Source organism: Glaciihabitans tibetensis, assembly GCF_003003265.1.
GTDB lineage: Bacteria > Actinomycetota > Actinomycetes > Actinomycetales > Microbacteriaceae > Glaciihabitans > Glaciihabitans tibetensis.
The window spans coordinates 209,389-221,396 of sequence record NZ_PVTL01000001.1; the positions used below are offsets into that span (position 1 = coordinate 209,389).

General features: G+C 65.1%; 12 protein-coding genes and 2 tRNA genes. 7 read left to right on the forward strand and 7 right to left on the reverse strand.

Features of this window, described 5'->3' with window-relative positions; genetic code table 11:
* The first annotated feature begins 163 nt into the window (after nt 1-163).
* Both B0I08_RS01065 and B0I08_RS01070 read left to right on the forward strand, forming a co-directional pair.
* Nucleotides 164-1,666, forward strand: coding sequence for a sensor histidine kinase (locus B0I08_RS01065; protein WP_245884430.1), 1,503 nt, complete (start codon nt 164-166; stop codon nt 1,664-1,666).
* A 16-nt stretch (nt 1,667-1,682) separates the two neighbouring features.
* Nucleotides 1,683-2,330 carry a response regulator transcription factor gene (locus B0I08_RS01070; protein ID WP_106208971.1) on the forward strand — a complete coding sequence of 216 codons (648 nt, stop codon included), beginning with the start codon at nt 1,683-1,685 and terminating at the stop codon, nt 2,328-2,330.
* 52 nt (nt 2,331-2,382) lie between these two features.
* Here the strand turns inward: B0I08_RS01070 and B0I08_RS01075 are convergent, their stop codons facing one another.
* The 4 genes from B0I08_RS01075 to B0I08_RS01090 all read right to left on the reverse strand — a co-directional run bounded on the left by B0I08_RS01075 (nt 2,383) and on the right by B0I08_RS01090 (nt 5,488).
* Nucleotides 2,383-3,303, reverse strand: a complete 921-nt coding sequence (locus B0I08_RS01075) for a cation diffusion facilitator family transporter (protein WP_106208973.1) — start codon at nt 3,301-3,303, stop codon at nt 2,383-2,385.
* A 25-nt stretch (nt 3,304-3,328) separates the two neighbouring features.
* Nucleotides 3,329-4,018, reverse strand: coding sequence for a GTP pyrophosphokinase (locus tag B0I08_RS01080; RefSeq protein WP_106209946.1), 690 nt, complete (start codon nt 4,016-4,018; stop codon nt 3,329-3,331).
* A 303-nt stretch (nt 4,019-4,321) separates the two neighbouring features.
* On the reverse strand, nt 4,322-5,272 hold the full coding sequence (locus B0I08_RS01085) for a prohibitin family protein (protein ID WP_106208975.1): 951 nt from the start codon (nt 5,270-5,272) through the stop codon (nt 4,322-4,324).
* A gap of 145 nt (nt 5,273-5,417) precedes the next feature.
* Nucleotides 5,418-5,488 (reverse strand) — tRNA-Gly (locus B0I08_RS01090).
* 184 nt (nt 5,489-5,672) lie between these two features.
* Here B0I08_RS01090 and B0I08_RS01095 point away from each other — a divergent pair.
* The 3 genes from B0I08_RS01095 (at nt 5,673) to B0I08_RS01105 (ending at nt 8,530) form a co-directional block, all read left to right on the forward strand.
* Nucleotides 5,673-5,746 (forward strand) — tRNA-Pro (locus B0I08_RS01095).
* Nucleotides 5,747-5,810: 64 nt separating this feature from the next.
* Nucleotides 5,811-7,184, forward strand: a complete 1,374-nt coding sequence (gene tig / locus B0I08_RS01100) for a trigger factor (RefSeq protein WP_106208977.1) — start codon at nt 5,811-5,813, stop codon at nt 7,182-7,184.
* A gap of 140 nt (nt 7,185-7,324) precedes the next feature.
* Nucleotides 7,325-8,530 carry a trans-sulfuration enzyme family protein gene (locus B0I08_RS01105; RefSeq protein WP_106208979.1) on the forward strand — a complete coding sequence of 402 codons (1,206 nt, stop codon included), beginning with the start codon at nt 7,325-7,327 and terminating at the stop codon, nt 8,528-8,530.
* Nucleotides 8,531-8,587: 57 nt separating this feature from the next.
* Here the strand turns inward: B0I08_RS01105 and B0I08_RS01110 are convergent, their stop codons facing one another.
* Entirely contained in the window at nt 8,588-9,262 is a 675-nt protein-coding gene (locus B0I08_RS01110) for a TetR/AcrR family transcriptional regulator (RefSeq protein WP_146134287.1), read from the reverse strand.
* On the opposite strand from B0I08_RS01110, the gene B0I08_RS01115 reads away from it, so the two are divergent.
* Together B0I08_RS01115 and deoC are read left to right on the forward strand one after the other, a co-directional pair.
* On the forward strand, nt 9,257-10,135 hold the full coding sequence (locus tag B0I08_RS01115; RefSeq protein WP_106208983.1) for a hypothetical protein: 879 nt from the start codon (nt 9,257-9,259) through the stop codon (nt 10,133-10,135). The two genes, B0I08_RS01110 and B0I08_RS01115, sit on opposite strands and share 6 nt — an antisense overlap.
* A 31-nt stretch (nt 10,136-10,166) precedes the next feature.
* Nucleotides 10,167-10,874 carry a deoxyribose-phosphate aldolase gene (deoC, locus tag B0I08_RS01120; RefSeq protein WP_106208985.1) on the forward strand — a complete coding sequence of 236 codons (708 nt, stop codon included), beginning with the start codon at nt 10,167-10,169 and terminating at the stop codon, nt 10,872-10,874.
* 13 nt (nt 10,875-10,887) lie between these two features.
* On the opposite strand, the gene B0I08_RS01125 is transcribed toward deoC, so the two are convergent.
* Entirely contained in the window at nt 10,888-11,394 is a 507-nt protein-coding gene (locus tag B0I08_RS01125) for a MarR family winged helix-turn-helix transcriptional regulator (protein ID WP_106208987.1), read from the reverse strand.
* Between the two features lie 78 nt (nt 11,395-11,472).
* Nucleotides 11,473-11,964 carry a tetratricopeptide repeat protein gene (locus B0I08_RS01130; RefSeq protein ID WP_106208989.1) on the reverse strand — a complete coding sequence of 164 codons (492 nt, stop codon included), beginning with the start codon at nt 11,962-11,964 and terminating at the stop codon, nt 11,473-11,475.
* Nucleotides 11,965-12,008: the final 44 nt, after the last annotated feature.

A 12,008-nucleotide genomic window follows, 5' to 3' on the forward strand; every position in this document is an offset into this window, starting at 1 on the left:
AAGCGAAGGCTCCGCTAAGCCGGCCGGTCGGGGCGGGGGTTAGCCCCACGTCGGGTTCGGGCGCCCACCCGATACCGCGCGGGCGGCCGCGCAGCGAGGCTGGGGTATGTCCGGTAGAACGCCGTCTTCACGCCGGGCGCTGCCACACTACAAGGAGAGACCCATGAGCACCGAACGCATGAGCACCGAACCCATGAGCACCGAACCCGTGACCGCTGAACCCATGAGCACCGAACCCGTGAGCACCGAACCCGTGACCGCCGCCCCCGCCGCAGTCTCCTCCGATCGCCCCGCGCGTTTCCTGCGTCTGTATCGGCGGCTGTGGCGAACCGTGCCGCGCGAGCTCGGCTTCCTGGTTCTTTCGTTCCCGGTCGCGCTCGCGACGTTTGTGGTGTCCATAGCTCTGGTGTCCACCGGGGTGAGCAGCCTAATTTTGATCTTCGGCGTCTTCATCGTCGTTGGGGCGCTGTACGTCGCACGCGCGTTTGGCACGTTCGAACTGATCCGGCTGGAGTGGGCCGGGCGACCCCGCATCGGACGGCCGGAGTGGCAGGACGGACGCGCTCAGCAGGGATTCTGGGGCTGGCTGCGTGGCCTGTTTATCAACGGTCACTACTGGCTGTATCTGCTGCACTGCCTGGTGCTGAACTTCGTGGTCTCGCTTGTCACCTGGACCATCACCACAGTCGCTCTTGTCTACATCCTCGCTGGTCTTACGGGGTGGGCCTGGGCACCCGGTTTGCCCCCGGAATGGCAGGTCAACGATAACGACTGGACGTTGACCAACACCGTGCTTGGCCTCTTCGGGCAACAGCGCAGCGGCGACGCCCTCATCGCCTCGGAGCACATCGCGGACGTCATCGCCGGCCTGATCCTGCTCGTTCTGTTGCCCTTCATCACGCGCGGCCTCGTGCTGGTGCACCAGGGCGTTGCCCGGGGGCTTCTCGGACCCTTTAAGTCGGACGCACTACAGCGCGAGGTGATCGCCCTGAACGCGTCCCGCGGGGCCGCGGTGTCAGCCGAGGGGCACTCGCTCCGTCGACTCGAGCGCGACATCCACGATGGACCGCAGCAACGACTGGTGCGCCTGCAGATGGACCTGTCCGCGGCGCAGCGGCACATCACCAAGGACCCGCAGCAGGCGCAAGACTTGATCGCCGAGGCCATGCTGCAGGCGAAGGAGGCGCTCGAAGAACTCCGGGCCCTCTCGCGCGGGTTCGCCCCTCCGATCCTTCTCGATCGCGGGCTCATCGCGGCGCTGGAATCCGCGGCGATCCGCAGCAGCGTGCCGACGCTGGTGTTCAGCGAACTGCCGGGTGATGCGAACGCCAGCGGCCCGATTCTTCCGCAGGAGATTGAACGCAACGCCTACTTCGTCGCGAGCGAGGCGATCCTCAACGCCGCGAAACACTCCGGCGCAAGCCAGATCGAGGTGCACGTGAGTGTGCGCAGGCTTCCTGAGGAGGATGTCTCGTGGCTCGACGTCGCGGTCAGCGACAACGGCCGCGGTGGCGCGACCTTTGTGCCCGGGCACGGGCTGGCCGGGCTGGAGGAGCGTCTGCGTGGTCTCGGCGGGATACTCAGTGTGTCGAGCCCCACGGGCGGACCGACCACGGTGACCGCGCATCTGCCGCTGAGCGTCGCGATGCCCGGCAGTGTCGCGTGAGCCTTACTCTGGAAGCGTGTCCTCCCTTCGCGTCGTAGTTGCCGATGATTCCGTCCTGTTGCGGGAGGGGCTCGTCCGGGTGCTGGTCGAGGCGGGAATAGACGTCGTTGCCGCCTATCCCGACGCGGACCAGCTGCTCGCCGCGTTGCCCACCACCCGGCCGGACGTCGTCCTGCTCGATGTGCGTATGCCTCCAACCTTTCGGGACGAGGGAGTGCGTGCGGCGATTCTCGCCAGGAAGCTCCAGCCCACGGTCGGGATCCTGCTGCTGTCGCAGTACGTGGAGGTGGCCTATGCGCAGGAGCTGCTTTCGTCGGGAGCCGGGGGAGTGGGCTACCTGCTGAAGGACCGGGTGGCGTCGCTCGACGAACTCCAGGACGCGGTCACCCGCATCGCCGCGGGCGGCACCGTGCTCGACCCCGAGGTGGTGGCCCAGCTTCTCGGCCGCCGGCACGACCCGCTGTCGACCCTGACGCCCCGCGAGCGCGAAGTGCTCGCGCTTATGGGAGAAGGCCGTACCAATGTCGCGATTGCGGCGGCACTGGTCATCGGCACCGGAGCTGTGGAGAAGAACGTGACATCCATTTTCTCAAAATTGGGGCTGGATGACTCGGGGACCGACCATCGCCGGGTGCTCGCGGTTCTGCGGTGGCTGCAGCGCTGACCTGAACCGGCAGCACAGCGCCGGGCAAGCACCGCGTCAGGCAAGCACGGCGTCAGGTGTGCAGGGTGTGGGTGTGCTCGCGGTGGCTGGCGGACTCCAGCTGGAACGTCGAGTGGTCGACGGCAACGGCGAAGTGGTCGGCAACGCAGTCCTGCAGCTGGGAGAGGATCAGCGGGGCGTGGCCGTCGAGGAAGCAGCTGTCGTCGAGGACGATGTGCGCGCTCAGCACGGGAAGCCCGCTCGATACCTGTGTTGCGTGAAGGTCGTGCACTCCGATCACGTGGTCTTGGGTGAGCAGGTGCGTCCGCACGGCGTCCATGTCGAGTCCCGCCGGGGCGCGCTCCAGCAGCACATCTATGGTCTCGCGCAGCAGCTTGAGGGTGCGCGGCACGATCAACACCCCGATGAGCATCGCGACCACCGCGTCGGCTGCGTACCAGCCGGTCAGCGCGATGATGATGGCGGCGACAATGACCGCCACGGAGCCGAGGGCGTCGTTGACCACCTCAAGGAACGCTGCGCGGAGGTTGAAGTTGGCCGACCGCGATCCGAGCAGCACGAAGATCGCAACCACGTTTCCGACGAGGCCGATAACGCCGAACCAGACCATGAGCTCTGACTGGATCTCCGCCGGACGGAACAGGCGCTGGGCACCCTCGATGAAGACGTACAGCCCGACCCCGAGCAACACGACGGCTTGTGCGGTTGCGGCGAGAACCTCGGCCCGGGCGAATCCCCAGGTGCGCTGCGCCGTGGTGGGACGTTTGGCCAGGGTCGCAGCGAGCAACGCCATCGCGAGCCCACCCGCATCGGTCAGCATATGCGCGGCGTCGATCAGCAGGGCAAGGCTGCCGGTCAGGGCTGAGCCGACGATTTCGGCAATCAGGATCGTCACCGTGATGAGCAGTGCGACGAGCAACGGGCCACGATGTGTCTCGCCGGGATTGGCGTGGGAGTGGTCGTGGCTGTTCATACTCAAATGGTACCGAGGCGGGTGCTCAGGGTGTCTCTGAATCGGGAAGCCGACTGAGGAACGCCTCGATGTACCCATTCGGAAGCGGGAGCCGCGAGAACGCCCCGCCCGGGGGCGACGTTGTGCTCGAGCTCTCGCCGCCAAGTTTGGCGACCTCGCCGTACAGCCGCTCCATCTTCATGTCGAGGCTGGTCACCGCGATGGCGGCTTCCTTCAGCTCGGCCAGGAGTGAATCCGGCACTTCGCCGTCATATTTGTAGTAGATCTTGTGCTCGACGCTGGCCCAGAAATCCATGGCGACGGTTCGAATCTGGATCTCGACCCGCACGGTTTCCACCCGGTCAGACATGAAGACCGGCACCTCGACGATGAGGTGCAGGCTCTGGTAGCCGTTGGGCTTGGGATCGGCGATGTAGTCCTTCACATCGATGACGGTGATGTCGTCCTGCCCCGCGAGCATGTCGCGGATGAGGTACGTGTCTGCGACGAAACTGCAGGTGATGCGGATGCCGGCGATGTCGGAAATCTGCGCCCGGATGTGCTCGACGGTGAGGGGGCAGTTCTTGCGCTGGGCCTTTTTCAGGATGCTCTCGGCTGACTTGAGGCGAGATCCGACGTGCTCGATGGGGCTGTAGTCGTGGATGTAAGTGAACTCCTCCTTGAGGATGTTCACCTTCGTCATGACCTCGTCGAGGCCGAACTTGTACGACATCATCAGCCGGGCAAATTCGTCGCGCGCCTCAAACGGGTCCACCCGGGCCACGACGTTGGAGGCGGAGGGAAGGTGGATGCCGGGAAGCTGCGAGTTTGGCACGTGCCCACCGAGCGCGTGCCGACCGGAAGCGCGCGGCCCAGGTAGACCAGTCTCGGAGAGGGCATCCGGGGGCATAGTCACTTCTACCAGCCCCGTTCCTCTTGCTCTCCTCGCGCGTCTGGGACGCGCGGTGGTGTTCCCTCCATGAAACTTAGTGACTGTTCCTTGGTAAATGACTGGGAGCAGCCTGATGCCGCCGACGGCTTACTTGGTGACGTTCACCAAACCGTTGAAGCCCTCCGGGACCACTACCAGGTTTCCCGCCGCGGCGAGTTCTTTGAGGGTGTCCAGATACCGCTGCGACAGGATGTTCTCGGTCAGTGACCCGTTGAGGATGGCGTTGGCGTCGGCTTCTGCCTGTGCCTGCACGACCTTCTGCTGTGCGCTCACCTGGGCGGCCTCGAGGTTGGCGGTCTCCTTCGTAACGTTGATCTGGGCCTGCTGCGCCGCGGCGTAGCTCTCCTTGACGGCGTCGGGCACGCGGATCTCCTGCAGGCTGATGCTGTCCACGATCACGCCATCGTCGCTCCACCGGTCTTCGAGCGCCTCGAGGACGGCAGCCTCGACTTCCCCGCGCTTCGTGAGCAGGTCGAGGGTGGAAAACTGGTTGGGCACCAGACGCACGACGGAGCGCACATCCTGCTCAATGAAGGACTTTTTGAAGTTCTCTTCTGACAGGAATTCCTTGTAAATGTCGGTCACGGAATCCGGGGCGATCGAGTATCGCAGCGCGATGTCGATGTTGCTCGACACCCCGTCCGCATCCTGCACCGTGATCTGAGCGCCGTTCGCGACGCCGCCGTTGTTATCGCTGTCGTTGTCTGAGGTACCCGCGAAAACGACCTGCTGATTGCGGATGCTGAACTCGACGGTGTTCACCCACGGGGCCTTGCCATGCAAACCGGTCGAGTTGGACTGGCCCACGATGTTTCCGGTGATGTCCTTCTCGACGACTGCGGTTCCCGCGTCTTGCGTGTAGAAGGAGGCGAAGGCGGCAAATGTCACCGCGATCAGCGCGAGAGAGGCGCTGACCCAGGTTGCGACGACGCTGGTTTTCTTCGTTCGTTCGCCCGTGGGGCTGGTGGACTTGTAGCCACGGGCCACGAGCAGCGCGATAAGCGCAAGTACAAGAAAGATGATTGCCGCGAAAAGCATGGGATCTCCTCTGGTCTACCCAGGGAGACGCTATCTCGAAAACGCGGGATGCTCAGATAACGTTCTCATTACAGCGGCAATTCTCATTACAGCGGCGAGTGCATCACAGCGGCGAAATTCGCTGCTGGCTGTGATGCAACCGTTGAGGGGATGACCAGGATCGAACTGGCGTCATCAGTTTGGAAGACTGAGGCTCTACCATTGAGCTACATCCCCGCATACCGGCTTCACAACCGGTCGTGCGTTGCAAGCCTAACGCATACTTGAGGGGTGTTCGCGCCGCCCTCCGGGAACTCGGCTAGACTTGCCGAGGCCAATTTGCGGAATTGCTTTATCCGCAAGGCCGCCGCACAACTCCCAGATTCACCACAACAACGAAGTACCCGCGAGCCTGCGGTTACGGGGTGTAGCTCAGCTTGGTAGAGCGCTCGTTTTGGGGGCGAGAAGTCGCAGGTTCAACTCCTGTCACCCCGACACAAAGTTCCAGACGAATGACGTACCGAATTTCCAGTAAGACGAACATCAGGAGAACACCAACGTGAAGACCACGGTCGAGAAGCTGAGCCCCACCCGCGTAAAGCTGATTATCGCTGTTACGCCAGAGGAGCTGCGTCCGAGCATCGATCACGCGTACAGCCACCTCGCCGAGCAGGTTAACATCCCCGGCTTCCGCAAGGGCAAGGTGCCGCCGCAGCTGATCGACCAGCGCATCGGACGCGACGAAGTGCTGAACCACGCCGTCAGCGATGGCATGGACAAGTTCTACCGCCAGGCCGTGTCCGAAGAGAAGATCCGCGTTCTCGGGCGCCCCGAGGCAGACATCTCCGAGTGGCCGAACGTGAAGGACTTCACCGGCGACCTGATGCTCGCCATTGAGGTCGACGTGCGCCCCGAGTTCGACCTCCCCAACTACGAGGGCCTGAAGCTCGAGGTTGACGCCACGGTCGTCTCCGACGAGGACATCGCCAAGGAGCTCGACGACCTGCGCGGCCGTTTCGGAACGCTCATCACGGTCGACCGCCCCGCCAAGACCGGTGACTTCGCCCAGCTCGACCTCGTCGCCACCATCGGTGAAGAAGAGGTCGACACCGCAAACGGCATCAGCTACGAGATCGGCTCCGGCGAGCTGATCGAGGGCATCGATGAGGCTCTCGACTCGCTCACCGCGGGTGAGACCACGACGTTCGAGTCCAAGCTTCTCGGCGGTGACAAGGAGGGCGAGACCGCCCTGATCACCGTTTCGCTGCTCGCAGTCAAGGAGCGCGAGCTGCCCGAGGCCGACGACGACTTCGCCCAGATGGCCAGCCCGTTCGACACCATCGACGAGCTCAAGGCTGACCTCAAGGAGCAGGTCGAGAAGTCCAAGGTCTTCGGCCAGGGTGCCGCAGCGCGTGACCAGATCGTCGACAAGCTCGTGGAGCTCGTCGACATCCCCGTTCCCGCCGGCCTGGTCGAGGCTGAGGTCACCCGTCACCTCGAGAACGAGAACCGCCTTGAGGACGACGTGCACCGCGCCGAGGTTGCCGAGTCCAGCGAGAAGACCTTCCGCAGCCAGATCCTCCTCGACGCCATCGCGGAGAAGGAAGAGATCAAGGTCAGCCAGGACGAGCTGACCCAGTACCTGATCCAGGGTGCTTCGCAGTACGGCATGGAGCCGGGCGAGTTCATCAAGGTGCTCGACCAGAACGGCCAGATCCCCGCCATGATCGGCGAGGTCGCCCGCGCCAAGGCGCTCGCGCTCGTGCTGGAGCAGGCCGAGGTTGTCGACACCGAGGGCAAGAAGGTCGACCTCAGCGAGTTCACCTCACCGGCCACCAGCAACGACGAAGAGTTCTTCGAGACCGCTGACGCAACCGACCTGCTCGAGCAGGCCAACGCAGACCAGGACGACCACGCGGGCCACAATCACTGAGTGAGACCAATCACTGAGTGAGACCAAACACTGAGTAAGACCGTTCGATAGTGCGGGCGCCGGGACAGTCGGCGCGTAACACTACGAGATGAGCCGGGCGCGGGAGACAATCCCGCGGCCGGCTCATCTAGGTTTAACCGGTGAACACGCGCCCGGACAAACACGACCCGACCACGTTGCGGCTGCTGACCCAGGCGGTGCACGCCGGCAACAGCATCGATCCGGGTACCGGCGCCATCCGTACGCCCCTGGTTCTCGCGAACTCCTATGCGCTCCCCGAAGATCCTTCGGCGATCAGCTGGTCGGGCACGGACGTGCCGCTGTACACGCGCAACTCTGGGGTCAACCAGCTCGCCCTGCAGGAGAAGCTCGCGGTACTCGACAACGGCGAAGATGCGGTCGCCCTCGCCAGCGGGGTCGCGGCGCTGCACGCCGTGTTCTTCACCTTTGTCTCCTCCGGCGATCACGTTGTGGTGGCGGATGTGGTGTACGAGGCGTCGTATCGCCTGTTCGCCGAGCTTCTCCCCGAGAAATACGGGATCCAGGCGACCTTCGTCGACACCTCTGACCTCGACGCGGTGCGCGCCGCCATCCGGCCGAACACAAAGCTGGTGCACGCCGAGACGCCGGCCAACCCGACCACCCGCATCGCCGACATCGCGGCCCTCGCGCAGATCGCACACGCGGGCGGGGCGCTCCTCAGCGTCGACTCGACGTTCGCGTCGCCACTGCTGCTGAAGCCGCTCGACCTCGGTGCAGACCTGGTCGTGCACTCCCTGACGAAGTACATCAACGGCCACGGTGACGCCATGGGCGGCGCGGTGATCGGGTCGCGCTCACTGATCAACAGGATCAAGAGCGATGCAATGGTGGATGTCGGCGGGGTGATCAGTCCCTTCAACGCCTGGCTCATCACGCGCGGCTCCGTGACGCTGCCGCTGCGCATGCGGCAGCACTCCAGTAACGCGCAGGCGGTCGCAGAGTTCCTCGAAGCCGATCCGCGGGTCGCGTTCGTGGCCTATCCCGGGCTTGCCTCCCATCCGCAGCACGAGCTTGCCGCGCGCACCATGCCTCATGGTTTCGGCGGGATGCTCGCGTTCGCGGTGCGAGGCGATCCCGACATCCAGAACCAATTTGTCTCGAACCTGCGGATCATCACCTCTGCCGTCTCCCTTGGTCACGACGAGTCGTTGATCGTGCACGTGGGTACCTCGGGGCCGCGCGCGCAGCACTACCCGGCGGAGTTCAAGAAGTGGGGACACCTGCGGCTGTCAGTGGGGCTGGAAGATCCGGATGACCTCGTTGCCGACCTTGCCGCCGCACTGGAGCTAACGCTGCCGTCGTAGCGCAGCTGACCGGTGACCGTGCTGCCTGGTGACCGTGCTGACTGGTGACCGTGCTGCCTAGTGACCGTGCTGCCACCACTCGGCGTTGCCGCGCGTGATCGCGCGCACTGCCCAGTCCGGGTCGAGCGGATCGGGGGAGCGCAGCCAGGTTTCGAGCGCCGCGACGGTGCCGGACGCGGCAATCGCGGCGTAGAACGCGAACTGACGATACCGATACTCCGCGTCCTCCGGGTCGCCGTGCAGAGCCCGAGGTGCCAGGTGTGGGTGGCGCAGCAAATGGTCGCTGAGCGCCCACTCGATGTGGTCGATCAGCACGTCCCGCATCTCGCGGGGGAGCCTTCTGACCAGGTTGTTGCGATAGAGCGCCGCATTGTCGTGGCAGTGGCGCACCAGCGCCCGGTTCAGCTGCTCCAACGGCAACACCTGGCCGTCGGGGAGCAGCTCGGCGGCGCGCGCGAACTCCTCGCGGATGTGCTCGAGCTCCTTGCCGAGAACGCTGGCGAGCAGGTCGCCGGGGCTCTCCGCGTGCGCGTAGAAGGTGGGGCGGGTGATGCTGGCGGCGCGGGCGATGTCGGTCACGGTGATTTCGCTGAGCGGGCGCAGCGTCGCGAGGTCGAGGATGGCGCTTTCGAGCTGGTCCCGCGTGCGTTGCGCTCGTGCGTCCATCTCCCCATAGTGGACCATCGCGCGGTCGGGCAGACGCTCCACCGCGCGAGAAGATGGAGCATGCACAATCTCGGACTCCTCTTCGACGTCGACGGGCCGCTGGCAAGCCCGGTCTCCCGCACCATCGCAATCGACAGCATCGTCTCGGATCTCGTCACCCTCGCCACTGCGGGAGTTCCCATTGCGTTCATCACCGGGCGCTCCGACGCCTTCATTCGCGACCAGGTGATCTCGCCGCTGCTCGACAACGGCCTCGCGGACGCCCTGGCGGGCGAGCACTCGCGCATGTTCGGGGTGTTCGAGAAGGGCGCGTCGTGGGCACCGATTGGATCGCACGGGATGTCGGAGGTGACCGTAGACGAAAGTGTGGCGCTGCCAGAACCCGTAGCCCGCGAGATACGGGCGCTCGTGGCATCCGACTTCTCTCACACCATGTTTTTCGACGAAACCAAGCGCGCGATGATCTCTGTCGAACAGAATACGGATGTCGCGCACGACGCCTACCTCGCCGACCAGGGTCGGTTTAATGACGCGGCGTTCGCCGTGTTGGTGCGCAACGGGCTCGGCGTTCGGTACGGGGAGCGGGAATCGCCAGACTCGGCGGGGGCCGTGCCGTTCCGTCTCGATCCCACCATCATCTCGACCGACATCGAATCGGTGCAGCTCGATAAAGACCGTGGTGCCGAGCGCGCGTTGGGGTACTTCGAGAGCCTCGGGCCGCTGCCGCGACTGTGGCGCTCGGTGGGGGACTCACGGAGCGACTACCTGATGGCCGACCATTTGCACGCCGCCGGGTACGAGGTGGCGCACGTCGACGTGCGCCCCACAGACGGGATTCTGGAGCGTCCGTACCGCGTGATCGTGGAGGGTGAGCTCATCCACGATGAGGCCGGCGCCGCGTTCCTGAGTTACTGGGTCGACAAGCTTCAGCTGCGATGATTACGCGGTCCGGCGCGCTAGCCTAGAAGCAATGAATACGACACCTTCGGACGCCGTCCTGGACGCTCCCGCGCTCGCCCGCTACATCGACCACACGCTTCTCAAGCCGGAGGCGACGACCGCCGACGTGGCTGCACTCGTTGCGGAAGCGATCGAGCTCGGAACATACTCGGTCTGTGTTTCTCCGGCCATGCTGCCCCTGGCGCTTCCCGAGGGAACCGACCTGAAGGTCGCCGTCGTCTGCGGATTCCCCAGCGGCAAGCACCACAGCGCGATCAAAGCCGCCGAGGCTGCGCTCTCCATCGAGCAGGGCGCCGACGAGGTCGACATGGTGATCGACATCGGGCTGGCAAAGGAAGGCCGTTTCGCCGAGGTTGAGGCCGACATCGCCGCCGTTCGGGCCGTCATTCCGGCGCCGCGGGTGCTCAAGGTCATCATCGAGTCGGCCGCTCTGACGGATGACCAGATCGTGGGCGTCTGCCGTGCCGCGGTCGCCGCCGGCGCCGACTTCGTGAAGACTTCGACCGGGTTCCACCCGACGGGCGGAGCGACCGTGCACGCCGTGCGGCTGATGGCGCACACCGTGGGAGACAAGGCGCAGGTGAAGGCCTCCGGTGGGGTGCGCAGCTACGATGACGCCCTCGCGATGATCGATGCCGGCGCGACCCGCCTCGGTGTGTCCGGATCCGCTGGCCTGCTGTCGGGCGCTGCCGAATCAGGTTCGGGCAGCAGCTACTAGGCGCTCCGCGGCGTCAGCGGCCGAGCTCGGACCGGCCGGGCAGGCTGCGCAATTTGTCACGCACGCCGTCGAGGATGTCGGCGAGCACGGTGAGGTCGTCCGCGGAGACGTGGTCGAGGAACAGCGTCTTCACGACCTCCACATAGTGCGGTGCCGCCTCGATGACGCAGCGCAGTCCGTCCGGGGTGATCCGGGCGATCACCGAGCGTTCGTCATCCCGGGACGGTGCACGCGAAACGAGGTTCAGCTTCTCGAGCTGTCGAATCTGGTACGTCAACCCGCTGCGCGACACGACCAGCGTGTTCGCTATATCCGTCATCCGCATGCCCTGCTCACCCGCCTCGGCGATACGCGCGAGGATTTCCAGTTGCGCGAAGCTCACTCCCACCGCTTCGCGAACCCGGCGGTCCGTGGCGTGCTGCACGTGGTTCGCCGTCTCCAGCAGTGCCAGCCAGGCGCGCATTTCTTCTGGCGTCTGGCGTGTGGGGAGTGCGTCGGGGTCGGGACGTGGAGTTGACATGCCACACTCCCGACGTTGGTCTCGCTCGTTTTCGTGCCGATCGCGCTTCGTGCTGATCGCCGCCCCAGCTTATTCGAGTTATTCGAGCGCGATGAGCTGGGCTGCGTAGGCACGCACCGACCCCGAGTATTCGGCAAGGTGGTCCGCGAGCGCGTCGAGGGCGACGGCGATGGCCGCACGCTCATCGCCGGTATCTGCAAGGCAGAGGGCGAGAAACGCGCGGGCCGAACCGATGAGGCGATGGTCGGCGTCGTTCGCGAAGCCGTCCTGCAGAATCGTGATTGCTTCGTCCGGCCGGCCGAGGTTGCGCAGCGTGCTGGCGAGCTGGATGACCGCCCGTCCCCGCAACGGCTCATCGAGTCCGAGAGCGAGCGACCTCCGGTAGAGCGGCTCGGCGGCGGCCTCCTCGCCGATGTAGTCCCGGGCACTGGCCGCCTCGAACAGCGCCGTCGCGTCGTCGTCGGGGCGCTCCTCGACAAGTTCGTCGATCCGCCCGAGTAGCTCAGACGTGCTCGACCGGGACGCCGTGGCCCACACCAGCGCGACCCGGGATTGCCACTCTTCAGTCATCCTGTGAGCATAAGACTTTGCCGACGGCGAACAGGCCACGGTGG